This window comes from Acinetobacter sp. P8-3-8 (assembly GCF_000214135.1).
Classification (GTDB): Bacteria; Pseudomonadota; Gammaproteobacteria; order Pseudomonadales; family Moraxellaceae; genus Acinetobacter.
Map to the genome: position 1 here is coordinate 25166 of NZ_AFIE01000017.1, position 26326 is coordinate 51491.

The window sequence follows — 26326 nt, forward strand, 5'->3', positions numbered from 1 at the left end:
TTTAAAGTTTGTTTATGAATCTGAGTGTCACAAAAATATATGAACGAATCGCTTTATCATCTATTTGCATAATTAATATACAAATATATGGGGCATAAGTTATTCTAAGACAACAGTAAATTATTTTTGGAACAAGGTATGCGTCGAATATTGATTATTTTGGCAATCATCATCCTTGCTGTAGCTGGTTTTTTCTATTACGACCATACCATGACCAAGCGTGATGAAAAGAATCGCCAAGTCTTTGATTTGGTCATGACCGATAAAATGCGTCAACTTTATGAACAAGCACAGGATCGCTCTAAACCTGTCAATATTGATATTCAAGATCCACGCTTAACTGGGGATTACAAAACCTTATCTGAATTTTTACTCAAGTACTGGATTAAAAATATCGATACACGCAACGCTTACTTGAATCAACTCGCAGCAGCGAGATGGAACTATTTTCTTGATGTGAAGCGCTTAGATGCAGACCGTAAACAGAATTATCAAGAAACAGAACGGATGATGACGACAGTCCGTCAAGCAATGTTGAATTATCAAAAGCAAAATGCTCAAAATAAAAAAGATGCTTTAGCGCAATTGAAAAGTTTGGATTTAAAAGCAGATTTAAAGAAGCCATTACAATCTAAATTAGAACAAAATACACAATTGGATGAAGACAACGCATTAATTTTAAATGAATTACAAATATTGGCAAAAGCGGAAGCGATGTTTGAAATGTTGAAAAAATATGAATGGGAAGCGAAAGGAGGGCAAATATTGTTTAAGAATGATGCTCAAGTGAAACAATTTAATCAGCTATTCCAAGATGTTTTAAAACTGAATGCACAAATTAATGATCAAAAAGAACAAAATGCGGAAGTTTTAGAAGAGGCTTTATAGCGTATTTTATAGGATGAAATTTCTTAGGGGAAAATAGGGTTTCGGTTTGATCTTTTGGAAAAGCTGAATCACTTTGATGGTCAGCCGTTTATCTGAGCTTTGGTGAAGCAATAGGCATTTTGGTATAGGCTATTTATATAAATTTGAATTTTGCCGAATCATTTAGTCTTTTATCGAATGGCTAATTTTATGGGTGAAGCGTATGAACTTTATCAAAGTTTTAACACTTGTAACTACACTTGGCTCTGTTGGGCTCACATCGGCTCAAGCTGAAGAAGTGAATACATTGCCTACGATTAAAGTGATGGCAGATTCTGAGTTGCGTGAAGAAGTCGGTATTGTGCCTTTTCAGGATGATAAAACTGCACGTAAATCATTACAGCATCAGATTCAAAAAGATGAAAATGAAATTCAGAATTTTGCAATTGGTGATAATTTTACCATGATCGATATTCAACCGAATATGTCGCAAGTCGATATGAATCAACTTTCTCCTTTACAACAAGAATATGTGCTTGCTGTTGCTCAAGGCTTACAGTCTTCTGACCCGACGAAGGGTTTATTTATCATGCTTCAACCTTTGGGTGTTGACCGTGGTAAAGCACTCGATGCAGTCAGTAATAATGAACCGATTAAATTTAATTTTGATACCAATCGTTTGAACATCATGTTTGGGGATAAGGGGAAGAAGTAGCTTTCCAAGTGTTTTTGGATTTTGATCACTTTTATTTTTTATATTTATAATTCTAAGCATTTTATTTAACAGTACCATGTTCTAAAAATGATTTTAACAATTCGTGTGATCGTTGTAATTTGATTAATTGCTCACTCACTTGGCTAAGTTCATTTTCTAATTTTGAGTGAACAATTGAGCAAAGACTAAAACGGCGATCTGCTAAATCAAAACAGGGCAATAGTGCATGAATATCTTTTAAATTCATTCCTGCATCATTCAATATTTTAATTTTATGAATATCTTCAATATTTTTTTGACTGTAAGAACGGTAATTATTTTCAGTTCGTTTAGGTTGAACCAAGCATAAATCTTCATAATAACGTAGCATACGAGGACTGACTTGTGTCAATTCGGCAACTTTTGCAAGGTTCATAAATATCACTTGACTCTGACATTGGTGTCATAGTTTAGCATGCCTTTCAGACAATTTTATTGAGCAGAGTTGAATGAAAAAATTAATCGGTTTGCTAGGATTATGGTGTGTTCCATTGTTAGGATATGCTGCTTTAGCCCAGCCAGTAGTTCCACAAAAACATATTTATATTGTGCATGGCTATGGTGCTACAGTGCATGATCATTGGTTTGATTCAGTACAAGATCAGATACAGAATTCGCATACGCAAGTGACGATTTTATCTTTACCTGATTCTATGCAGCCAGATGTAAAGAGTTGGCAATGGGTTCTTGAGCAGAATATTAAAACGATTGATGAAAATACTTATTTTGTAGCACATAGTTTAGGCAGTATCACTTTATTAAATTTTTTATCTAAGCGAAGTCCTTCCAAGGTTGGAGGAGTTGTGCTGATATCAGGCTTTACCGAAACCTTACCCACTTTGCCGCAACTCGATCCTTTTATTTTAACAAGCCAAAATATTAAATTTAGTTTTGAAAATGTTCTGCACAAACATCTTTTTATTTCTGACAATGATGCTTATGTTTCACCTGAATTGAGTCTGAAATTAGCAAAGCAATTTAAAATACCTTATACCATTATCCCTAAATCAGGACATTTTTTAGCGGAGGATGGCTATAGTGAATTTCCTCAACTGGTAGATTATTTGAAACAAATACTGAAGTAATAAAAAATCCCCGCATTAAGCGGGGATTTTTCTTTTATCTTGGTGTCTATTAAACACGTTCGATAATTGTCGCGATACCTTGACCAAGACCGATACACATTGTCGCAAGACCGATTTGAGTATCTTGTTGTTCCATCACGTTCAACAATGTTGTTGTAATACGCGCACCTGAACAACCCAATGGGTGACCAAGAGCAATCGCACCACCATTCAAGTTGATGATGTCTTGTTTCTCGTAGATGCCTAAGCCTTTCATTACAGATAGACCTTGAGCAGCAAACGCTTCGTTTAACTCGATTGTTTGGATATCATCCATCGTCAAGCCAGCACGTTTAAGCGCTTTTTGAGTTGCAGGAACTGGGCCATAACCCATGATCGCAGCATCACAACCTGCAATCGCCATAGAGCGAATCACAGCACGAGGCTTAAGACCAAATGCTTGAGCACGTTCAGCAGACATCAACAACATTGCAGATGCACCATCAGACAATGCAGAAGAAGTCGCAGCAGTTACTGTACCACCTTTAGGATCAAACACAGGACGTAATGCTTTGAATGCTTCAAGGTTAGCATCTGGACGAATTACTTCGTCAACGTCGCAAAGGATTTTGAAACCATTTGCATCATGACCTTCAACACCAACGATTTCGTTTTTGAAACGACCTTCTTGAGTTGCAGCCCATGCACGACGGTGAGATTCAACACCAAATGCATCTTGTTCTTCACGGCTAATGCCATTCATACGACCTAACATTTCAGCCGTTAAGCCCATCATGTTAGATGCTTTTGCATAGTGTTTAGACGCTTCAGGGTTCAAGTCGATACCGTGCATCATGCCTACGTGACCCATGTGTTCAACACCACCAACGATGAAAACATCACCTTGGTTCGTTGCAATTTGAGCCGCAGCAGTATGGATAGACTGCATAGATGAACCGCAAAGGCGGTTAACCGTTTGACCACCAACAGTCTTTGGTAAATCAGCCAATAACACGATGTTACGACCAATGTTCATACCTTGTTCTAAAGTCTGGTTAACACAGCCCCAGATTACGTCTTCAACTTCGTTTGTATCAAACTGGTTACGAGCAACTAAAGCACGAACCAATTCAGCAGATAAGCTGTCAGCACGTACATTGCGGAACATACCGTTTTTGGTTTTACCCATTGCTGAACGTACGCCATCAACGATGACAACGTCACGTGGATTTAAAGTAGCCATTCACGTTGCTCCTTAACCGTAGAATTTTTTGTTGTTAGCAGCCATGTCACGCAACATTTGTGGCGCTTCATAAGCCTTACCTAAGTGTGCGTATTTGTCGCAAAGCGCAACATACTCAGCTACACCTGTTTGGTCGATGTAACGGCATGGACCACCACGGAATGGAGGGAAACCTACACCCATGATCATCGCCATATCTGCTTCAGAAGCAGTAGCAACGATGTTGTCTTCTAAGCAACGAACTGTTTCGTTACAGAAAGCCAGCATCATACGATCAATGATTTCTTGTGCATCAAACTCGTGCTTTTCAGTTGTTGCCATTGTTGCAACAAGCTCATACGCAGTTGGATCAACAGCTTTCGCTTTTTTACCTTTACGATCTAGTTCGTACTTGTAGAAACCAACGTCATTCTTTTGACCAAGACGTTTGTTTTCATACATGATTTCGATCGCGCCTTTGAAATCAGGCTTCATACGGTCAGGGAAACCTTCAGCCATCACTTCTGCGCCATGAACACCTGTGTCGATACCAACAACATCGATCAAGTATGCAGGACCCATAGGCCAGCCGAATTTCTCCATGACTTTGTCCACTTGTTGGAAGTCAGCGCCGTCTTTAAGAAGAAGGTCAAACGCACCAAAGTAAGGGAACAATACACGGTTTACAAGGAAGCCTGGGCAGTCGTTCACAACGATTGGTGTTTTACCCATTTTCTGAGCAAGAACTACAGTTGTTGCAATCGCTTCTTCAGACGTTTTCTCACCACGAATCACTTCTACAAGTGGCATCATGTGAACTGGGTTGAAGAAGTGCATACCAACAAAGTTTTCAGGACGTTGTAAGTTTTCAGCCAAACGAGTGATCGAAATTGTTGAAGTATTTGAAGCAATGATCGTGTTGTCACGAACGTTCTTCTCAGTTTCAGCAAGTACGATACCCTTAACTTTAGGGTTCTCTGTCACTGCTTCAATCACGATATCCACTTCTTTAAACTCGTCATAGCTTAAAGTTGGACGGATACGAGCAAGTGTTTCACCCATTTTCGCAGGGGTCATCTTTTTACGTTCAACTTGCTTAGTCAGCAATTTGTTCGCTTCAGCCATACCCAATGCAAGTTGTGGATTACCAATATCTTTCATGATAATTGGTGTGCCTTTGCTTGCCGCTTGGTAAGCAATACCGCCACCCATGATACCAGCGCCAAGTACAGCAGCTTGGTTTACAGGATGCGCACCTTTTTCATGTTTTTTAGAGGCTTTTTTCACAACTTGGTCGTTGATGAATAAACCAATCAACGCACCTGCTTGTGGTGTGATTGCAGCTTTAGCAAAAGCTTCAGCTTCAGCTTTTAATGCGCCATCACGGTTTAAGCTTACACCTGCTTGAAGTGAATCAAGAAGAAGCTTTGGAGCAGGGTATTGCGCAGGATTTGCTTTCGCAAGAATCACGCCTTTAGAAGAGTTGAACGCCATCATTTGTTCAAGCATGTCTAATTTAACAGGCTCTAATTTTTCTTGACGTTTTGCTTTCCAGTCTAAACGGCCAGCAATCGCTTGTTTAACAAGATCAATTGCAGCAGCTTGTAATTGCTCAGGTGCAACCACAGCATCTACAGCGCCGTCTTTAAGCGCAGCATCAGGACGTTTGTTTGCAGAAGTTGCAATCCACTCAACAGCATTGTCGATACCGATCACACGGCTCAAACGAACTGTACCACCGAAACCAGGAATGATTCCAAGTTTAACTTCAGGTAAACCTACAGTTGCAGCCGTAGACATGACACGGTAGTCACAGACTAAGCACATTTCAAAACCGCCGCCCAATGCAATACCATTGATCGCAGCAACTTTAGGAATCTCTAAATCTTCAAATGAGTTGAAAATATCGTGAACAGGACCAGCCCATTCAACAATTGCGCTTTCACCTTGTTTGAAGTTTTCACCGAATTCAGTGATATCCGCGCCGACGATAAATGTAGATTTACCAGAAGTAACGATTAAGCCTTTCACTTCGCTGTTATTTTTTACAGCTTCAATGGCAGCTTTAAAGTCTTCAATCGTTTCACGGTTGAATTTGTTAACCGACTCACCTTGTAAGTCAAAGCGGAATTCTGCAATTCCGTCCGCAAGCATTTGGACGGTAATGGCATTGCCAGCGTGGATCATGCCCTGATCTCCTTTTGTGGAGGACTTCTAAGTTGATGTTTTGAAGTGTGTGTGCAATTCCCGCACACATTTCGACTTCACTAATCTTACGATAACTATATCTAAAAAGAACATAACAAGTTGTATCAAGCCGTGACGCAAGGGTCATCAATTTTATTGTTGCAAAACCCAATTGTATCGTAGCTCTGATGCATTATTCATTTTAAGGATAATATGAAGTATATGTTTAATTTGATATTTTCAAAAAAGAACTGTGTTTGTATGAGGGAGCTTTTAAGAAATTCAAGTCGCCTTGAGAAATGTACTTTTAGTCATTTTGGTCAATTCTAAGCAGAATTAGTCGTATGCTATACAAAAAATACTTTGTTTTACTTCATATTGTTAAACATATAAAATACAGCATTTTGTCAGATGAATTGGCATTTTGATCGTGAGATTTGTTAGAATTTAGCAGACTGAGTATTGAATGTAATAATACAATATTGAGTTAAATGAATTGATTAACCTGATTTCTTCTGTTTAAAAGAGTGCTATATGATTAAGTGGATCATATTGGCGATTTTTGTGATTTCAGCATTGTATATCCAAAATCGCGGAAAAGTGCGCCATTCGTTTTATCGTCAATTTTTTGACCATTCAACGATTCTCGCACCGATTAATTTCCTGATGTATATGTTTTCGAAAGTGCCGAATCAACCGTATATCGACACACAACATTTCAAAGACTTAAAAGTCTTGGATGAAAATTGGGAAATGATTCGTGATGAAGCCAAAGCTTTATATGCCAAAGGTGGAATTAAAGCGTCGAGCACTTATGATGATTTGGGTTTTAACTCATTTTTTAAAACGGGTTGGAAACGCTTTTATTTAAAATGGTATGACTCAGCACATCCTTCAGCGGCTGAGCTTTGCCCAAAAACCACAGCATTATTGAAAACATTACCGACAATCAAGGCTGCTATGTTTACTGAACTGGCACCTGATAGCCGTTTGGTGCGTCACCGTGATCCGTATGCAGGTTCATTGCGTTACCATCTTGGATTAATCACACCGAATGATGATCGTTGTTTTATTGATGTGGATGGTCAGCGTTATTCATGGCGTGACGGTGAAAGTGTAGTTTTTGATGAAACTTATATTCACTATGCTGAAAATAAGACTGATCAAAACCGTATCATTTTCTTTGCTGATGTGGAGCGCCCATTAAAAACAAAATTGATGGAACGTTTTAATCACTGGTTTGGTAAAAAAGTGATGACTGCTGCAAGTTCTCCAAATGAAGCAGGTGATCAGACGGGCGGTTTGAATAAGGTTTTTGGTTATGTTTACCAAATCCGCATCAAAGCAAAAGCCTTGAAGAAAAGTAATCGTCAGTTGTATTACTTCCTAAAATGGTTCCTGATGTTAGGTATTTTCTTCCTGATTTTCATACGACCGTATATGTCACAAATTATTGCTTTTGTGCAAAAGTTATTTTAAGAAATAACATTAAAATGCAACACATACTAAACGCCCGAAATGGGCGTTTTTTATACAAAATTTGACTTGCGTTTCCGCTTTTATTTTCATAAGTTAAAGTAATAATTGATAAAAGTATAAGGGGAAGCGTATGTTTAAAAACTTAGCTGCGGAAATGATGGGCATGGGGGATATTGGCACCATTATTGAACCACAAGATTTTAATAAAACGGATGTTGATGATTATATTTTCCATGAAGATAATGAAAAAATCTTCTTCGTGATTAAAAGTGCAGCAGATGAATATTGCTTTACCAATGTGGCTTTTATACATCTAGATGGTAAAAGTGCGATGAGTAAAAAACGCACCTTAAACCGTTATTTATACAAGCATCATTCTATTAAAAATGTACTTTTAGAAACGGCAGGCGGTGTAGATTTAGATGCAGAAATTAAGTTCCAACTAGGTGATCAACATTTTTCAATTGATATTGATAAAAAGCAAATTGAGAAAATTCGTGATTTGTACAAAGCACTGTTTACCATTGGTGAAACTTTAAAAGAAATTAATCGTAAGCGAAATATTTTACTGCAAAGCAATGAAAGTGTTCAGAAAATGTTTAATTTACGTGAGTTAAATGAGCAGGCAATTTTAAATTTACCTGCAATTATTAATCAAACAGCGCATCAAGTTGATGACTATACTCGTCAACGCCTCGTAGAAATTGAAAATTTTGATTTCTCAGAGATTTTTGAGCGTTATTTGAAGAATTAATCGTTTTAAATGATTTTAGATAGAAAACGTCCGTAAGGGTAATGTCAGTCAGTTAAGAGTAATTTAGTCGTTACTCATCTAAGAATCTCCCCTAACCCTTCTTTAAAAAAAGAGGGGAGTTGTTGAGAGTTTAAAATAATTTTAGATTCTCTTGCGCAGCTGTGCTGCTCATCCCTCCTTTTCAAAGATGAGGAGCATGCTCCGCAAGGGGGGGAATTGAAAAAGACTTAACTGATCAGCATTAATCCATAATGGCGTTTTTTTTATTGCAAAAATTGGTTTTTTATTGTGAGTCTTCTGATCGTAATTTCAGTTAGAATGAACGCAGATTGGGGAAAAATATGCAGAAATTTCATTCTAAAATTGATTGGTGGGTGTTGGGCTTTATAATTGCGGCGACAGGTTTACTTGTTCAGTTATTACTGACAATGTATGCCAAAGGGACAATGGTTGAATACCCTGAGCATACGACGGTGTATGTACTTATCATTGCTGTGATTTGGTGGCCTGTTTTCAATACGCGTTATTCTATTCAAAATGATACTTTGATCATTCATTGCATGTTTTCAAAGTGGGTGATTCCTTTGGCGAATATCCAACAGATTTCTAAAACCAATAATCCAATTTCTTCTCCAGCTTTATCATTAGATCGCTTGAAAATTGAATATATTCAAAAGGGTAAAATCAAATATGTTTTGATTTCTCCAAGAAATTCACAACAGTTTTGTCAGCTTGTACAAAGTCAAAATACTCAGATTCAATTAAAAGTACCATTCAGCGAATAATCTTTCGCTATTTTTTCTTAAACTTTAAATGCTTTGATTTATGTATTTTATTGAAGTACATATATAAAACGTTGAATTGATATTTTGAATGAGAACTTGAAAAACAAGGTTAAAGCATTACATCATGTATGCTAACGATAAATCATGAGTAAGTTGTGAACGAAAACGCACGAGAAAATATCGAAAAGATTTTAGCCAATATGACCACACTTCCCGGTGTCTATAAAATGCTGGGGAAAGAGGGTGAGTTACTCTATGTCGGCAAAGCCAAAAATCTTAAAAATCGTGTGTCGAGTTATTTTGTCAAAACCATTGAGCATCCGAAAACACAGGCTCTCGTTGCACGTATTTACAATATAGAAACGTTAGTGGTTCGTTCTGAAACGGAAGCATTATTACTCGAACAAAACTTAATTAAGTTACATCGCCCGCCTTATAATATTATGCTGCGGGATGATAAATCTTATGTCTATATCTTTGTTTCTGCGGATAAACCTTATCCACGAATTGCATCAGGGCGTGGTAAGGGGAAACATCAAGTCGGTAAATTTTTTGGGCCTTATCCGAGTGCCTATAATGCACGGGATACCTTACTGGTTTTACAAAAATTATTTAATGTACGCCAATGTGAAAATAGTTATTTCTCACAACGTAAACGTCCATGCTTACAATATCAAATTAAACGTTGCACTGCGCCGTGTGTTGGGCTGATTAGCCCTGAAGCTTATAATGAAGATGTGCAAAACTCGATTCGTTTTTTAAATGGTGATACCAAAGAGCTGAATCAAGAGTTGATCCAAAAAATGGAACAGGCTGCGGAAAATTTAGAGTTTGAAAAAGCAGTGTTCTATCGTGATCGAATGGCGCTATTACGTGATGTACAGGCGCAGCAAGCGATTTATAAAGTCAAAGGTGAAGCTGATATTCTCGCCATTGCTTATCAGGCAGGTGTGACCTGTGTGCAGATTATGCACGTTCGTAATGGTAAAATGCTCGGTGGTAAAAGTTATTTCCCAGACATGTTAGGGGATGATTTAGGACAAATGCTGTCAGACTTTATGGCGAATTTCTATTTCCAAGTCGCCGATGAAGTACCAGCAGAGTTGATTGTGAATGTCGAAATTCAAGATAAAAAACAATTAGAAGAAGCATTACATCAGCAGTTTGAAAAGAAAATTCAAGTTAAACACAGTGTGAGAGAGACTCGTGCAGAGTGGCTTGAGTTAGCACAGATGAATGTACAGCATGCGATTAAAGGCAAGCTTGCCAATCATTTAGAGTTAAATGAACGTTTTCACCAGCTTGAGCAAGTCACAGGTCGTCCAATCGACAGTATCGAATGTTTTGATATTTCGCACACCATGGGTGAAGCAACGATTGCATCCTGTGTGGTTTTTGATGCGGGCGGTGCACGTAAGCGAGATTATCGCCAATTTGCAATTGATGGAATTACTCCCGGAGATGATTATGCGGCTATGCGCCAAGCGCTGACTCGCCGTTATAAAAAAGCCATGCTACCCGATTTACTGCTGATTGATGGCGGAAAAGGTCAATTACACATGGCAATGGAAGTCATGCAAGAGCTTGGCTTAGAAGCATTTATGGTCGGTGTTTCTAAAGGCGAAGGACGTAAACCCGGACTCGAAACTTTGCATTTTACAGATGGAAATAAGATTCAACTGCCTGAAGACCATAAAGCTTTGCATTTGATTCAACAGGTACGTGATGAGGCACATCGTTTTGCGATAACCAAACATCGTGCTAAACGTGATAAGCGCCGTGGTGGTTCTGTATTAGAAGCGATTCCCGGATTAGGGCCGAAACGTCGCCGTGATTTACTCACACATTTTGGTGGTATTCAGGGTGTGTTAAAAGCCTCTGAGAATGATTTAAAACTGGTTCCGGGTTTGGGTGATGTGATGGCAAGAATGATTTATAAGGTATTGCATGAGTAATACAATTTGATTCTGCTGAATTGAAAGGCGTGTTGGTTATATTTTCATGTGAATAATTGATTGGTACTGAATGAGTTTTTAATTAGTAAGGTAAATGATGAAATATCATGCTCATGTGTTTTTTGAACTTGATCAGTTAAATAAAATTCAAGAATTGCATTTTAAACTCCAGCAAGAATTATCTGATCCAGTTGTGATAGGTAGATTGTTAGATAAATCAGTTGGGCCTTTGCCAAAACCAATGTTTCAAATAGATTTTGAACAATCAGAATTACAGCAGGTAAAACAGGTTTTAACTCAAGTATGTTATGGGTTTTCTATTCTGATTCATCCTTTACTCGAAAATGAATACCTTGCTCATACAGCATATGCAGAGTGGATTGGTTTGCCCTTAAGTCTAAATCTTGAATATTTATAGCGATTGAGAAAAGGTCATTAGCCGAAATGCTCACTGACGCTCCAGTCACTGATCATTTTCATCCCCTTAAAAATATGAAACAGTAGTGCAAAGGATCGGATGCAGAGCAAAATATGTCATTAGAACAATTATTTCAACAAATTGAACAAAGTGAATGGATTGATATCCCACAAGGATGGCTACAAGGCAGAACCATCTTTGGCGGTTTGGTTGCAGGAATGCTGATACATAAAGCGATTGCAACCATTGCAGATGCAGAGAAAAAGTTATTGAGTTGTAGTATTACCTTTGTCGGGCCTGTAGAACACGATAAGGCCAAAGTCACTGCTGAAATTTTAAGGCAAGGTAAGTCAGTCACCACCATTGAAGTACGCTTATGGCAAAATGATGCGGTACAAAGTATTCTTATTGCCAGTTTTGGTAGTCAACGTGAATCCAATATTCAAGTCGCATTAGAACCGCAAGCACCTGATTTCCCATCTCTTGATCAAATAAATATTGTCCCGAAATACTTACCCTTTCCTGAATGTGTTAAAAATTTTCAATTGGCATGGACAGAGGGTAACTACCCCATGTCAGCCAGTACGCAGCCTGATTTTTCAGGGTGGTGTCGCTTTGATCCCGCTGAACATACAGATCGGGAAATGACCATTGCGGATCTATTAACACTCATGGATGTTTGGCCACCAGGTGTGTTGTCGATGTTCCGTAAACCTGCACCAGCCAGCACTTTGACATGGCATGTGACTTTTATCCATCCTTTACAACATGGTTTAAATGATTGGTTTAAATACAAGGTGATGACTGATTATGCAGAACATGGTTATGCGACTGAACATGCTTATTTATGGGATGAACAAAATCGACTGATTGCAATTGCAAGGCAGACAGTTACCGTGTTTGCCTAGTCGACAGTTTCTTGTGAATCGTATAGAGTATTGACGAAATTGAGCATTACTCATACTCTAAATTACATTTTGCCTGAATTTAGGTAGAAGGGGACTCACTGGCGGTGTCTATGACTACAGGTCGTATCCTGAATATTCCAAATATCTTGACGCTAGCTCGTATTGCGTTAATTCCAGTTTTTTTAGTGATTGCGTATTGGCCACCTGCGATTGGCGTGGGTGGACATGAGGGCAGTATGACGCGTCATATTGTCTTAACAGCAATTTTTGTTGTTGCAGCAGTCACAGATTGGTTTGATGGCTATCTTGCACGGACATTAAATCAAACTTCTGCTTTTGGGCGGTTTTTAGATCCAGTTGCAGATAAACTCATGGTCGCAGCAGCATTAATCGTCTTGGTGCAATGGCAACCGAGTATCGCAATGGCATTTGCTGCAATTGTGATTATTTCGCGTGAGATCACTGTTTCGGCCTTACGTGAATGGATGGCCGAATTAGGTGCACGTACCAATGTTGCAGTATCTACTGTCGGTAAATATAAAACCGCGTTTCAAATGATTGCGATCACTGTATTTTTATTGAATTGGCAACCACTTGAACTATTGGCTTATGCTTTGCTGTATACAGCGGTTATTTTAACGTTGTGGTCGATGTTTATTTATTTAAAAGCAGCGTGGCCTTATTTAAAACAGCCCTGATATAAATAAGATTTTCAAGATTGCCTTTCCACAGAGAAAGGCTTTTTTGTTTTTGAATGAATGAAAAATTAAAGTATTTGTTGACGCGTAGAAAACGTGTTTAATGTACAGATTATGCTATATTGCGCTTAAATGAAGATCATAAAAATGAACTGAAACGGGACAATTTAGAAAGAGCATACCGTTGCCAGTCAAATGAAGGAATACATATGGCGTCATTACTCTATTTATCCAATGGAAACTTATATTTATTAGAAGGCAATAAAAGTATTACTGTTCCGTGCCAATCTGTGGATCAATATAAAAAGAACTTGGTTGAAATCCAACAACGAAAAGAATGGAAATCTAAAGGGACGGGTGCTCAGTTTATGGGGGCGTATGCTCAACAGGAAGAGGCAGATTTACGTTATATCTTTCCATCAGATGCGGTGATCACGGCTGATCAAAAAGTGATTTATAGTGCTTGCTTGCAAGAAGGTACGGCAATCAATATCAAGTCATTAACAGATTTACAAGAAGCTGAAGGCTTGGTATTACGTAAAAATGATTTTGTGGTGCAAGATATTGCTTATGATGAATCTAAACGTCGTTTAGCACTTTCGGTAAATACACAAGGTTTGGAACGTCATATTTGTATTTTACCTTTGGATGCCAATCGAACCCAATATTTGACTGAAGGGGATTGTCAGGATTCCAATCCAATGTTCGATCCACGAGATACGATGCAACTGTATTATGACTCTTGTGGTTTGGCTTATGGTGAGCATCGAATTGCTTATGGCCCTAAAGAAATTTGTCATTTAAATATGGCAACAGGGGATTTAACCACAGTTGTTGCAGACCCAAAATTTGATTTCTTTAAACCGAAAATGGACAGTCTAGGGAATTTATATTTTCTGAAACGTCCTTATTCTAAAGATGGACAGAGCAATAACTCACCAATGACGTCATTGAAAGATATTGTTTTTGCACCATTTAAAATTATACGAGCTATTGTGGGTTGGTTGGACTTCTTTACCCAACGCTATACGGGGGAATCGTTAAAAACCACTTCAGGGAATAATCCTGCCAAAGCTCAACAAAAATCTGAAGAAGAATTATTTGTTGAGGGAAATCTGATTAAGGCGCAACAAAATTTAGAACGTAATAAAAATGCAGGTGAGAAATATCCGGGCATGATTCCAAACTCTTGGGAACTCATCAAAATGACCCCTTCAGGGGAGATGGCTACATTAAAAAAAGGGGTGATGAGTTTTGCTTTGAAGGATGACGCTATCTTATTTTCCAATGGTCAATATTTAGTTGAAATTACACCGGATCAGAATGAAAAGTTATTGGTAGAAGCAAAGTTAATTTCTAAGATTATTTGCTAAATCATCTCAAAACATGTCGATATTTATTCACAATGAATAGATTAAGATAATGTCCTTTAAAATCAAAAGGACATTATCTTTCATAACAGAAGTTATGTATTTTTGATTGAGTTGTAGGATCAATAGATTTTCACTTTTGCTTAAAATTTAACAATCAATATCACTTGTTTCTCTCAAAGATTTCATTCATTGTTTTTATAAAATCCTGTTTTATGTTGTGTGATGAATCTAGAGTTATTTGAACCCGAAGCCATAGACAACTTATTGCCCTATGATGGGCAAGTCACAGACTATGGCCTAATTTTAGATACAGAGCAAAGTGACAAGTATTTAAAATATTTTTTACAGCATTTAGCATGGCAACATGATGAAGTGATTTTGCATGGTCAATACTACAAAACTGAACGTAAAGTAGTGTGGTATGGCGATGAAAATTATCAATATCACTACTCAGGGATGGCAAAACAAGCGCATGTTTGGAATCCAGCTTTATTCCGACTCAAGCAGCATATCGAACAACTCACTGGACATCACTACAACTCATGTCTTGCTAATTTATATGAGAATGGGACACAAGCTGTCGGTTGGCATAGTGATGATGAACCTTCTCTAGTTTCGCCCGATCAGAATGTGGTGATTGCTTCATTGAGTTTAGGCGCAACCCGTAAATTCAGTTTTAAGCACAAATGGAAAGCCGAAAAAGTCGATTTATTATTACAAAGTGGGCAATTGATTGTGATGCAAGGGCAGACACAGCGTTATTGGAAGCATTGTCTGGCGAAGTCTTTAAGAGTGATTGAACCACGTGTGAATTTAACCTTTCGGCGTTTTTATTCTGATGAGAGTGAGCAAAATTAAATAACCATTTTGACAATCTCTAATGGATAAATTCAAATCATTCGCCAATTCATCCATTAAGCATAGCAATAAAGTGACATAAAAAAATGCCAGTCAGTTTTAACACTGACTAGCATCACTCTGAGTCGATATTACCTTGGAAAAATAATATCTGATATCATGTACCACTGGAGAACATAATCATAATATGAGAATTTGATGTAATTTACAAGAATTGCAATTGTAAACTTTTGTTTAAATTATCGCCCAGATCAAAAAATCTTAGCACTTGAGTTGAGTTCAGATAGTTGATCATTTTCAGAGAGTGCTTGATAACGTTTTTCAATCTGAGCTGCTGAATCTTCCAATGTTTCGATCAGTTTTTGCAAATTGACATACTCAAAACGGTTTTTAGACGCCAGTACAGTCAAGGCAAGTGGCGCTTCTTTACTTGAGAATTTCACAGGAATGGATAGACCAGAAACATTCGGATCAAGTTCTCCTTGAGAAAAATAATAACCTTGTTTCTTGATTTTCTTCATTTTATTAATAAAAGTTTCTTCATCCTCAGCAAAACCAACTTCTGCCAATTGCGTTTGGAAACGTGTGTAATAATGATGAATATTTTGTTTGGACAGATGTGCCATGATTGCTTTAGGAGATGAACCCATATAAACAGGGCGTGGACAGCCACGGCCATAGGTCAATAATGTTTCATCTCGATACACCTCATGGTGAATATCAATACAATAATCATGATTTAAATGCGTAAGCAAACAACAAAGTTCAGTCCGTTCAGAAATTTCTTGCATGAAAGGTTTACTGATTTGTACCAATGGATCAGTCGTTCTAGAAATATAATCCATAACCGCAATTTTAGGGCCGAGCGTATAATCGCCTGAAGTGCCGCTTAAGCGTTGTAAAATATCTGCTGAAACCAATTCTTTTAAATAACGGTAACTGGTGGGTTTAGACAACCCCAACTCTTCACAAATTACATCAACATTGATGACAGGGCGAGAGACTGAAAATAAGTCTAAAACAGTGAGAATTTTTCCAAAACTAGAAAGAGCCATGAATGACCTACTCAATTAGTGAGAATCAAAAAATAAAAGCTAATGTTACGTTATAACAAATTGTTCAATAAAAATCAGCGTAATTTGTATGGTAATTACAGATTGTTTAAAAATGAATAACTTAAACAACAGTTTGAGAATGTTGTATAAATCTTACATTATTATATTATAAAAAAGTTAATAAATTATCAAATTAAGATATTTTTATTGACGAATTGTGTTTTTCTTGCCAAAATTGCAGCAAGAATATTCGATGATGAAATTTATATTTTGAAATGGAATGAAATTTCAGCATAGATTGGGCGTATTCTCTTCTCAAAAGCTGTACTCAGAACAAAGTTCCATCGAGTTCTCAAATCCATAATTTATTGTTTTTGAAGATTAACCTCACTGTTTATATGTTAAATGGTGCGGTTTCTTGGTCGTGTGGAAAATATTGTGTGCGACATCTATCTTAATTGTTCAACAAATATGATGTTGATGATCGTTCAGTACGTTGTAAACCAGAGAGGTATAAATTGAGAGAGATTTCAAATGATTAAGGTTATAGCGAGTCGCATTCATGTTATTAATCAAACCACTATTGGCTTTTAGACCCAATAAACTGGATTGGATTTTTGCGATTAAAACATTTATCGCAGGCATGTTGGCGCTTTATATTGCATTTGTACTTGATCTTAGTAATCCAATTTGGGCGATCGGCACGGTATTTGTAATTGCCAATCCTTATTCTGGTATGACTGCTTCAAAAAGTATTTATCGTTTATTGGGAACATTATTTGGCGCGATTTTCGCAGTCGCAATCATGCCTTATTTAATTAATACACCGCTACTATTCACTTTTGTTTTGGCATCATGGGTGGGTATTTGTCTTTATCTTTCCCTGATTGATCGATCACCTCGAAGTTATGTGGTGATGTTAGCGGGTTATACCGCTGTCATTATTTGCTTTAACTCCATTTACTATATCGACAAAATTTCTATTTTCGATATGGCTTTGGGCCGTTTTCTTGAGATTTCTTTAGGTGTTGCTTGTAGTGCTGTCGTGACAGCAACTATTTTCCCGATGCATTTGGGGCCTGTCGTACAAGTACGAGTCACGAAAACTTTGCAGGACACCAAACAGGCTTTTGATTCAATTTTGTCAAATCATCAACATTTGGATAGTTATACCCAACTTCTCGCGGGAATCACTCGAGATACTTCTGATATTCATACCATGGCTGTGCATTTGAGTTATGAAAAATCTAAATTCAAAGGCATGACGAAGCCACTTCAGGAGTTATTACACCAAGTCACAATGTTGGTTGCGAACTTGGTTGCGATGTCTGAAAGAATTAAGCAATTGGATCAAATTGACCTGACGTATAGGCAATATCTTCAAGCATTACACGATGATGTAGAAGCATTTTTAGATGATAAAAATGCCATTGAGGAAAACGAGTTAAAACAGTTACCTGCAACATTTGAACAAAAATTTCAAATCATTGTTGAACACGCTACGCCTGAACAGCAGATTATTTTAGGTAGTTTGAAAATGGATGTTCGCCATTTCATTCTAAACTTTCGTGCAGTGAAGTTGATTTGGCAACGTATACAAGTTGGGGATAATACTTTACCCAAAATGATCGCACCATTGACAACAGCATATCCGAGCCTACATCGGGACTATGGGGCTGCTGTACGAGGTGGTTTGTCGGCATTTTTAACGATCATTATCGCATGCTTGATTTGGATTTATAGCGGCTGGAAAACAGGGTTCATGTTGGCTGAAATGGCGGCGATTACAGCCTGTGTTTTGACCTTTTTAGATGATCCTGTACCCGCACTTAAAGTTTTTATTCGTGCAAGTGTCTATGGTGCAATTTTAGTCTTTATTTATGCCTTTGGTATTTTCCCACATGTGACTACATTTTGGGAATTGATGGTAGTTTTGGCGCCTTTTATCATATTTTGCGTGATGTTGTATCCGCATCCTCCACTCAATGGATTGGGGCTGCCTTTGATTATGAATACGGTAATGGGTTTAGGGCTACAAAACCGCTATGCCATGGATCAAATTGCTTACTTTGATTTTTCGATTAGTACCATTTTTGGCCCTATTATTTCCGTGCTTGTGGTGCATGTAGTTCGTTCTATGTCACCAGATATTACCGTACAGCGGATATTGGCAAGGCACTATAAAGCTATGCGAGAAACGATTGATATGCCTTATGGTATTGGTTTTAAAATACATTTGCGTAGCATGCTGGATCGTATTGGTGTGCTGAATACCAAGCCTGTGCAGTCTGAACAATTGAAAATTGAAATTAATAACGCCTTGATTGAATCTAGTGCTGCAATTGATTTGGCTCGGTTGCAAGAGCTGGTGAAAAAGTTATCTCCAGAATCCGCAGTCAGACATTCTATTGTTGAATTGCAAAAATTATTGGATCAATGGTTAGCACAGCGTGAAGTCAATCAATTTGGTCAAAATGTACCAACAGCATTGCTTGCCATGTTTGATCAGGTGCTTATTGATGTTCAATCAGTGGGTGATGAGGATATTCGTCAGCGTGTAGAAATTTCAGTGAATAATATTCGAAATAGTATTTGTCACCAACATGTTGAGCCTAACCCGGATTCAGTGGCTTTAGTCGGAGCATAAAATGGGTGAATTTAATATTTATGGTGTTTATGTTCCTGCATTTTTGATTCAAGCAATTCTGGCATATCTTTTGTTCAAAATTGTGGTCATTGGTTTAGATCGCTTGACTGAAAAAAACTGGATCATTTTCCCCGCGATTTTTAATTTGTGTGTGTATTTGATTTTATTGTGCGGTATGCATTGGTTATTTATTGGATTAGGACTGTAAGTTCACTTTTGAATTTGATGAAAAATAGGTAAATCATGAAAACGTTTGATATACGGAAAGCGATACGACCATTCGGTTTTGTTGTGGTGTTATTGATCGCAATAGTATGTATTGTCCATGTTTGGGATTACTATAATGCTGAACCTTGGACGCGAGATGGTCGTATACGTGGTGATGTGATTCAAGTGTCTTCTGATATTTCTGGATTAGTGACTGAAGTTTTGGTTCAGGATAATCAAACTGTGAAAAAAGGGCAGGTACTTTTCAAAATTGATTTAGCACGTCAAGCTTTAGATGTTGAACAATCGAAAGCTGATTTAGCCAAAGCCAAATCAGGTTTGGCAGAAGCGGAAGCAGGTTTGGCTCAGGCTAAAGCCAATGTCATTAAGTCACAAGCCAATATTAATTTGGCGGATAAGAATGCTAAGCGCTATTCAGATTTGATGGATGGTGCGATTTCAAAACAAGAGCAAGATCAAATGTTTGCTCAGCGTGATCAATCGCATGCAGAACATCAACAACTTGAGGCTGCAATTCAACAGTCAGAAGCCAATATTAAACAGCAAAAAGCTTTGATCGAGGCTGCGACCAGTAATGTGCATTTAGCTCAGTTGAATATGAATCGTGCTGAAGTGGTTGCACCTGCCGATGGAACACTCTCAAATTTTGATATGCGTATAGGGAACTATGTCAAAGTTGGGCAGGCTGTTGCTGCATTATTGGATCGTAAGCAGTTATATGTGGTTGGTTATTTTGAAGAAACCAAACTGAATAAAATCCATTTGGGTGATCCTGCTACTGTTCAGTTGATGGGGGATTCATTTAAATACAAAGGTCATGTGCAAGGTATTGCTTCTGGTATCGAAGATCGTGAACGGACGACTTCATCAGGTTTATTGGCGAATGTAAATCCAACCTTCAGTTGGGTGCGTTTGGCACAACGTGTACCTGTTAAAATCGTTTTGGATGAGGTACCACATGACTCTCTAGCTTTCGTTGCAGGACGAACAGCAACAGTACATATTTTAGAGCGTAAAAAATAACGAATTTTAATTTTTTTCTTTATCAATAATTTCATCAATTGTTTTATTAAATGTTAACCCATCGAAAGATGGGTTTTTTACAACAATCTCAATGATTAAGTTTTAAAGTCTTGGTATCTATTTAACGTCAGTTCGGGATAAATTCTGATGTAAGGTATTGAAAAGATAGATCAGGCACAACGGAGTCTTACCATTTAAAGTCAGATACAAGAATTAACCCACTTCGTCTTGCACTTCGTTTGAAATATATTTCAATCTTGTTCAGGTTCGACCTGAGAGGTACTACCTCGCAAGGCTTTCGGGATGAGTGGCACTGCCACGCAAGGGCAAAACCATTTGTCAGTCGCCAACTCGACAGATATCTTCAAGTGCCAAATATATTGCAAAAACAGTATATTGCAAATGTAGCCCGGCCTCAAACAATGCGACTGACGTTTCCGCGTATCGTATAGTAGGGAACATACTTATCTCGAGTTCAGGTTATTTACTAAGGTGTAACGCCTTCAGGATTTCGATACCAGCTTTCAATAAATAATGCTGCTGCAATACTATCTGCGGCTAAATTTTTACCACGACCTTGAGCTTGATAATGTTCTAATTCATCTCGTGCTTCACGTGTGGTTAAACGCTCATCGACCATCAAGGTTTCAATATTGGTTTGATGGCGTAAGCGTCGAGCAAATTTTCGAGCTCGGGTCGATAATTCAGATTCTGAATCATCCATATTTAATGGCAAGCCCACTAAAAATAAACTGGGTTGATGCTGTTTGACAATTTTTAATAAATTATCCCAGTTGGGGATGCCATCTTTCATTGGGAACAGTGGCAAAGGATTTACACTTTGGATCAAAGATGAACCAACAGCCATCCCCATTTTCTGTGTACCAAAATCAAAAGCCATGATGAGTTGTGGGGCTGTTAAATCAAGCATGTCCAATCTCAGAAGATAACCACGTACGATCAATGCCCATTTTACGGTATGCAGCATCCCAACGGTCGGTATACGGTAAATTAAAGACCAGATCCATATCTGAATCACAAATCAGCCAGTCACCTTTGGCAATTTCATCTTCGAGTTGATTCTTCGCCCAACTGGCATAACCCAAAGCAATTTGATAACGATCTACGCCTTCATTGTGAGCAATCGCATCTAAAATATCTTTACTGGTGGTAATGCACAGGTTTTCCCCAACAGCAATCGAAGAATGCCAAGTCGGTTGACCTGTATGCAAGACAAACCCTGCTTCGGGACGCAGAGGCCCACCTTGTAGCACCTCATGAGGATGTACATGATCGGCTGCTATTTCTAAATCATTGAGCAGTTCTTTGACCTGAATGCCAGCAGGACGATTGATAATAATGCCTTGAGCGCCGTCTTCATCATGCCGAGCAATATAAATCACGGTATTTGCAAAAAAATCATCCGCTAAATCAGGAGGGGCGATTAAGCAGCGATGTGAAAGATATTGTTTGGTCACCTATGGACTGCTCCTGCGATTTATATATGAAGGATTAAAGTTTTATGGATAGATTGTCCTATTTAAATTTCAACATACTAGACAAATCGATATTCACCAAATAGTTTTTAAGGTGAATATCGCCATATTGAATCTTTTTATTGAAATTTCAACTGTCGAAGTTGTTTTGCATGTTGCAAAGTGGTTTCACTAATTTCAACACCACCTGTCATTCTTGCTAATTCAAGGATGCGCGCATCTTCTTCTAATTCGATAATGGTACTGCTTGCAGGGTCTGTCTGCTGTTTTTTCACCAATAGATGCTGATCAGATTGTGCTGCGACTTGAGCTTGATGGGTAATACACAAAATTTGAACATGTTGTCCTAAGCCTGCCAATAATCGACCGACAATTTCTGCTGTACCTCCACTGATCCCGACATCAATTTCATCAAAAACCAAAACTTCGGCTTCGGTTTTTTCAGCATTCATTACTTGCATAACTAAGGCGATTCGAGATAATTCACCCCCTGAAGCGACACGAGCTAAAGGCTGTGCAGGTATACCTTTATTGGCAGTAAAGAGCAGTTGGATAAAACTTAATCCTTCACTAGATACTTGTTCTAAAGGTTCAAATCTAAATTCAAAATGTGCTTCTGGAAGTGCTAATTGTTTAACTTGTTCTGTCAAATGTTTGGCTAATGGTAGGGCTGCTTCACGACGAATTTGATCTAAATATTCTGCTTTTTCTAAAAAGCTTTGATGAGAAACTTCAACTTGTTCAGCTAAAGTTTCAGGGTCTTCAAGTTGATGTAGTTGTGCTAATTCAGCTTGCCATGTTTCAAATTGTTGTTTGAGTTCATCAGGCTGAATACGATATTTACGTGCTAAACGATGGAAAATTTCTAATTGAGTATTCAACTCATCCATACGTTCAGGGTCAAAACTTTGGCGGTCAATGAATTGACGTAAATTTGCTGCGGCATCATCGATTTCACTTTGAGCATTCAACAATGAGTTGTAGATTTCTGTGAGTTGTTCACTACGTCCTGCATGAGATTCTAAACGACGAATCACAGAAGAGATTTCTTGACTGATATTTTGCTCGGAATCATCTAAAACATTCAAACTATATCCGCAATCTTGCATGATGTGTTCATGATGGCTTAAACGATCAAATTCCTGTTCAATTTCTTTATAATCAATACGAATCACATCTTCGAGTTCTTCGAGTTGTAATTCTAAAGTTGCAATGCGTTGTAAGCGATTGGCTTGAGCATCAATAGCGGCTTGATGAGTTCGAATATTCTTCTGCCAAGCATTAAAGGCTTCACGGACATCTTGTGCAGGTTGATAAAAGTTACTATAACGATCTAACCAATGTTTTGGATAAGGTGGTTCTAATAATTGTTGTTGGCTATGTTGGCTATAAAGTTGAACCAGTAAGCGTCCAATTTCTTTTAACTCAGCCAAACTACTTGGTCGACCATTAATCCACGCTTTGCTACGACCTGTGGCAAAAATAACACGACGTAAATGAATTTCACCCGATTCATCATCCAGTTCGTGAGTTTTGAGCCATTCAGCTTCAGGGCTTTGGGGTTGATAACTAAAAACAGCCGTTACATCCGCTTTTTCAGCATTATAGCGGACATAATTGGTATCTGTACGTTCACCTAGACAGGCCGATAAAGCATCTAAGAGTAATGATTTACCTGCGCCCGTTTCCCCAGTCAGGACGTTAAAACCATGCTCTATATCGATTGCAAGGTTATCAGCTAAAGCAAAATTCATTAAATTTAAGTGTGTCAGCATAAACGCATCCAAGCTGCGAACGATGAGGTTCTAAGATAGTGAAGTTTTGTTTTTGTCACAAGTCAGAAAATATTCTAATATGGAGTAATTCTAAGTATTCTAAATAATTTTAATATGAAAATGAAACTTCCTTTACCAAAGGCACCCATTAAACAGCAAATCAATAAAAATAACATCGCACAGTTAAACCAAAAGCTGAGTCAATTTTCAACACAGTTTAAACAGGCGACAGCACAAGGGAACTATTTAGAAGCCTATAAAGCTGTTTCACAAGTGGCCAAACTTGTTCCTCATCATGCTGTTGTGATGATGGATTTGGCCTTTACTGAATTGCGTCTAAAACGTTATGACGATGCTTATGATCATTATTTACAAGCCATTCAACTTAGTCCGAATAATGTAGATACTAATATTTATGATGGTTTGGCAGAAGTATGCCATTTTCTAAATAAAATAGACGATTTAAAAAAATATGGTCGCTTAGCAATAGAGAGTAAGAAAAAACAAGTCCAAGAACATGCGGTTGTGACCTTGCTCGCTGAAGCTCCACCGCCATTCAATCCTAAAAATCCATCTGAAAATATCATTGCATTTTCTTTGTTTGGAGCAAATCCACGTTATTGTGAAACTTCAGTGATCAATGTGGACCTAGCCAAAGAAATCTACCCAGATTGGATTTGTCGTTTTTATATGGATGATAGCGTTCCTATAGATGTGGTGCAGCGATTGCGAGAGAAAGGTACGCAAATTATTATTGTGAATGAACAACAACGACAAATTTCTGGATTATTTTGGCGTTTTCTGGTGATGGATGATCCAACGGTAAAACGATTTTTAATCCGTGATGCAGATTCACTGGTGTCTTACCGTGAACAGGCGGCTGTGAATGCATGGTTGGAGAGTGATTGCTGGTTTCATGTTATGCATGATTATTATTCACATACAGAACTGATATTGGCAGGTATGTGGGGCGGCTGTCAGGGTGGTGTAAATGATATAGAAAAGCACATTCAGCAATTTTTAAATACGGGAAATTATTTAAATAGTCGTGTTGCAGATCAACATTTCCTGCGGTTTTGTATTTGGCCCATCTTAAAGCAAAGTGTTCTTAATCACGATAGTCATCATTTTGATGAAAACAGTGTGGATTTTCCGCAGTCAGATAGGTATAAAGACTATGAAACTGAAGCGCAATTCCATGTTGGAATGAATGAAGGTTCATCTAAAATAGTCATTCATGATCTGAAGAGTGAGCAGATTTTCTGGGCGATTTATAATCAAGAGCAACAGCAAATCTGTCGCTATCTAGCGCAGACATGTGCTGGTAAATTAGAAATCGATATGCCAAGATTTTTTGCCAAACAGATTGAAAAACAAAATTGGAAAGTAGAAGTACATCCAGTTGAAAACATAGATTGATTAGTTTGAATCGCAACATTAAACTAGCTTGATCATCATTTATATAAATGCGCATTATCTGGAGAATACGCATGTCAACTCAGTACGATCACGTATCAGTGGTAAAAAAATCAAATGTATATTTTGGTGGCTTGTGCATTAGTCATACTGTGCAATTTGAAGACGGAACTAAAAAGACTTTAGGGGTTATTCTTCCAACTGAAGAAGCTTTGACTTTTGAAACGCATGTACCTGAGCGTATGGAAATTATTTCTGGTGAATGTCGAGTAAAAATTGCAGATAGTGAAGAAAGTGAATTGTTCCGTGCAGGGCAATCATTTTATGTGCCAGGCAATAGTCGTTTTAAAATTGAAACTGATGATGTATTGGACTACGTTTGCCATTTAGAAGGTTAATTGTTTGCTTCAAAATGTGAATGACTGAGTTTTTAGCCAGTTGTTTCAGCATCAAGCGTTTTGAAATTAGACAAACAAATATTAGTGTAAATCGGTTAAACTAAAGCATCAAATTAAATCCTGTAAAGTTGGCTTTGCAGGATTTTTCATTTCTATCATTGTATTGCAAATAGAGGTCGTTCATGGCGAAGCCCGAATATTATTATGGCGTTCATTCTGTGGAGTCATTATTGGAGTTGGAACCAGAACGAGTTTTAACTTTGTTTACGTTGAAAGGGCGTGATGATCAACGCTTACAGCGCATTTTACAACTGGCTGAACCTTTTGGTATCAGCGTACAAAAAGCCAGTCGTGATAGCTTGGAAAAATTAGCGGGTCAACCTTTTCATCAAGGGGTGGTTGCTGCCGTTCGAGCTTTACCTGTATTGAACGAAAAAGATTTAGATCAAATTTTAGAATCGACAAATCATCCTTTACTCTTGGCTTTGGATCATATTACCGATCCACACAACCTAGGCGCTTGTATTCGTACTGCTGCTGCAATGGGTGTTGAAGCTGTAATTGTTCCACGTGATCGCGCTGCAACATTAACACCAACTGCACGTAAAGTCGCAGCAGGTGGTGCGGAAAAAGTTAAATTTATTCAAGTGACCAATTTGGCAAGAACATTGGGTCATATCAAAGACAATTTTAATGTACGTGTGGTTGGAACGATGCTTGATGAGAAAGCATTACCGATTCAACAATTTGATTTTACAGGTACAGCAGTTTGTGTGGTGATGGGGGCAGAAGATACAGGCCTGCGTCCAATTACTCAATCTCAGTGCGATCAAACTGTCTTTATTCCGATGTCAGGTAATTTGCAAAGCTTAAATGTCAGTGTTGCAACAGGTATGGCACTGTATGAAGCTTGCCGTCAAAGACAATCAAATTAATTTTATGATCAGCATTTTATAATCGGTAAAT

The 26326-nt window shown here is 38.0% G+C and carries 25 protein-coding genes; 18 read left to right on the top strand and 7 right to left on the bottom strand.

The features are described from left to right. Window positions 1–138 precede the first annotated feature (138 nt). Both GGG_RS0109150 and GGG_RS0109155 read left to right on the top strand, forming a co-directional pair. Window positions 139–888, top strand: coding sequence for a hypothetical protein (locus tag GGG_RS0109150; protein WP_010114087.1), 750 nt, complete (start codon window positions 139–141; stop codon window positions 886–888). 202 nt (window positions 889–1090) lie between these two features. Beyond that, window positions 1091–1582, top strand: a complete 492-nt coding sequence (locus GGG_RS0109155; RefSeq protein WP_010114088.1) for a hypothetical protein — start codon at window positions 1091–1093, stop codon at window positions 1580–1582. Window positions 1583–1643: 61 nt separating this feature from the next. Here the strand turns inward: GGG_RS0109155 and GGG_RS0109160 are convergent, their stop codons facing one another. Next, a complete protein-coding gene (locus GGG_RS0109160; protein WP_010114090.1) occupies window positions 1644–1997 on the bottom strand; it encodes a MerR family transcriptional regulator in 354 nt (117 codons plus the stop codon). 73 nt (window positions 1998–2070) lie between these two features. Here GGG_RS0109160 and GGG_RS0109165 point away from each other — a divergent pair, with 73 nt between their 5' ends. Continuing rightward, window positions 2071–2706 (top strand): alpha/beta hydrolase, encoded by a 636-nt coding sequence (locus tag GGG_RS0109165; protein WP_010114091.1) that lies wholly within the window; start codon window positions 2071–2073, stop codon window positions 2704–2706. 49 nt (window positions 2707–2755) lie between these two features. Here GGG_RS0109165 and fadA read toward each other — a convergent pair whose 3' ends face one another. Then, window positions 2756–3928 (bottom strand): acetyl-CoA C-acyltransferase FadA, encoded by a 1173-nt coding sequence (fadA, locus tag GGG_RS0109170; RefSeq protein ID WP_010114092.1) that lies wholly within the window; start codon window positions 3926–3928, stop codon window positions 2756–2758. 12 nt (window positions 3929–3940) lie between these two features. Continuing rightward, on the bottom strand, window positions 3941–6094 hold the full coding sequence (gene fadB, locus GGG_RS0109175; RefSeq protein WP_010114093.1) for a fatty acid oxidation complex subunit alpha FadB: 2154 nt from the start codon (window positions 6092–6094) through the stop codon (window positions 3941–3943). A gap of 534 nt (window positions 6095–6628) precedes the next feature. Here fadB and lpxO point away from each other — a divergent pair. From lpxO to GGG_RS0109220, 9 genes are all read left to right on the top strand, one after another. Then, window positions 6629–7573 carry a lipid A hydroxylase LpxO gene (gene lpxO, locus GGG_RS0109180; protein WP_010114094.1) on the top strand — a complete coding sequence of 315 codons (945 nt, stop codon included), beginning with the start codon at window positions 6629–6631 and terminating at the stop codon, window positions 7571–7573. A gap of 130 nt (window positions 7574–7703) precedes the next feature. Further along, entirely contained in the window at window positions 7704–8327 is a 624-nt protein-coding gene (locus GGG_RS0109185; RefSeq protein WP_010114095.1) for a PH domain-containing protein, read from the top strand. A 341-nt stretch (window positions 8328–8668) separates the two neighbouring features. Beyond that, the gene (locus GGG_RS0109190; protein WP_010114096.1) at window positions 8669–9112 is read left to right on the top strand and encodes a PH domain-containing protein; all 444 of its coding nucleotides are present in this window, start codon (window positions 8669–8671) and stop codon (window positions 9110–9112) included. A 155-nt stretch (window positions 9113–9267) separates the two neighbouring features. Then, window positions 9268–11067: an excinuclease ABC subunit UvrC gene (uvrC, locus tag GGG_RS0109195; RefSeq protein ID WP_010114098.1), complete on the top strand. Its 1800-nt coding sequence runs from the start codon at window positions 9268–9270 to the stop codon at window positions 11065–11067. Between the two features lie 97 nt (window positions 11068–11164). Then, window positions 11165–11485, top strand: a complete 321-nt coding sequence (locus tag GGG_RS19645) for a DOPA 4,5-dioxygenase family protein (RefSeq protein ID WP_157998078.1) — start codon at window positions 11165–11167, stop codon at window positions 11483–11485. A 113-nt stretch (window positions 11486–11598) separates the two neighbouring features. Further along, window positions 11599–12393 (top strand): thioesterase family protein, encoded by a 795-nt coding sequence (locus GGG_RS0109205; protein ID WP_010114100.1) that lies wholly within the window; start codon window positions 11599–11601, stop codon window positions 12391–12393. Between the two features lie 110 nt (window positions 12394–12503). Next, complete coding sequence (gene pgsA, locus GGG_RS0109210; protein ID WP_010114102.1) at window positions 12504–13091, top strand: CDP-diacylglycerol--glycerol-3-phosphate 3-phosphatidyltransferase; 588 nt, start codon at window positions 12504–12506, stop codon at window positions 13089–13091. Between the two features lie 209 nt (window positions 13092–13300). Beyond that, window positions 13301–14464 (top strand): hypothetical protein, encoded by a 1164-nt coding sequence (locus tag GGG_RS0109215; RefSeq protein ID WP_010114104.1) that lies wholly within the window; start codon window positions 13301–13303, stop codon window positions 14462–14464. 222 nt (window positions 14465–14686) lie between these two features. Beyond that, window positions 14687–15322, top strand: a complete 636-nt coding sequence (locus GGG_RS0109220) for an alpha-ketoglutarate-dependent dioxygenase AlkB (RefSeq protein WP_010114106.1) — start codon at window positions 14687–14689, stop codon at window positions 15320–15322. 251 nt (window positions 15323–15573) lie between these two features. Here the strand turns inward: GGG_RS0109220 and GGG_RS0109225 are convergent, their stop codons facing one another. After that, complete coding sequence (locus tag GGG_RS0109225; protein ID WP_010114108.1) at window positions 15574–16377, bottom strand: IclR family transcriptional regulator; 804 nt, start codon at window positions 16375–16377, stop codon at window positions 15574–15576. Window positions 16378–16939: 562 nt separating this feature from the next. Between GGG_RS0109225 and GGG_RS0109230 the strand changes: the two genes are divergently transcribed. From GGG_RS0109230 to GGG_RS0109240, 3 genes are read left to right on the top strand one after another with little or no spacing between them, the layout of a single operon-like run. Then, window positions 16940–19024, top strand: coding sequence for an FUSC family protein (locus GGG_RS0109230; protein WP_010114110.1), 2085 nt, complete (start codon window positions 16940–16942; stop codon window positions 19022–19024). Between the two features lies 1 nt (window position 19025). Further along, window positions 19026–19232 (top strand): DUF1656 domain-containing protein, encoded by a 207-nt coding sequence (locus GGG_RS0109235; RefSeq protein WP_010114112.1) that lies wholly within the window; start codon window positions 19026–19028, stop codon window positions 19230–19232. Between the two features lie 35 nt (window positions 19233–19267). Next, a complete protein-coding gene (locus GGG_RS0109240) occupies window positions 19268–20275 on the top strand; it encodes an HlyD family secretion protein (protein ID WP_010114114.1) in 1008 nt (335 codons plus the stop codon). Between the two features lie 487 nt (window positions 20276–20762). Here the strand turns inward: GGG_RS0109240 and ruvX are convergent, their stop codons facing one another. The 3 genes from ruvX to recN form a co-directional block, all read right to left on the bottom strand. Then, the gene (gene ruvX / locus GGG_RS0109245) at window positions 20763–21206 is read right to left on the bottom strand and encodes a Holliday junction resolvase RuvX (protein WP_010114116.1); all 444 of its coding nucleotides are present in this window, start codon (window positions 21204–21206) and stop codon (window positions 20763–20765) included. Further along, window positions 21199–21753: a YqgE/AlgH family protein gene (locus tag GGG_RS0109250; RefSeq protein ID WP_010114120.1), complete on the bottom strand. Its 555-nt coding sequence runs from the start codon at window positions 21751–21753 to the stop codon at window positions 21199–21201. Before GGG_RS0109250 ends, ruvX begins: the two co-directional genes overlap by 8 nt. Before the next feature lie 137 nt (window positions 21754–21890). Continuing rightward, on the bottom strand, window positions 21891–23546 hold the full coding sequence (gene recN, locus GGG_RS0109255; RefSeq protein ID WP_010114122.1) for a DNA repair protein RecN: 1656 nt from the start codon (window positions 23544–23546) through the stop codon (window positions 21891–21893). Window positions 23547–23660: 114 nt separating this feature from the next. Between recN and GGG_RS0109260 the strand changes: the two genes are divergently transcribed. The 3 genes from GGG_RS0109260 to rlmB all read left to right on the top strand — a co-directional run bounded on the left by GGG_RS0109260 (window position 23661) and on the right by rlmB (window position 26295). After that, complete coding sequence (locus GGG_RS0109260) at window positions 23661–24965, top strand: tetratricopeptide repeat protein (protein ID WP_010114124.1); 1305 nt, start codon at window positions 23661–23663, stop codon at window positions 24963–24965. Between the two features lie 71 nt (window positions 24966–25036). After that, the gene (locus tag GGG_RS0109265; protein ID WP_010114126.1) at window positions 25037–25360 is read left to right on the top strand and encodes a pyrimidine/purine nucleoside phosphorylase; all 324 of its coding nucleotides are present in this window, start codon (window positions 25037–25039) and stop codon (window positions 25358–25360) included. A 182-nt stretch (window positions 25361–25542) separates the two neighbouring features. Beyond that, window positions 25543–26295 (top strand): 23S rRNA (guanosine(2251)-2'-O)-methyltransferase RlmB, encoded by a 753-nt coding sequence (rlmB, locus tag GGG_RS0109270; protein ID WP_010114128.1) that lies wholly within the window; start codon window positions 25543–25545, stop codon window positions 26293–26295. Window positions 26296–26326 lie beyond the last annotated feature (31 nt).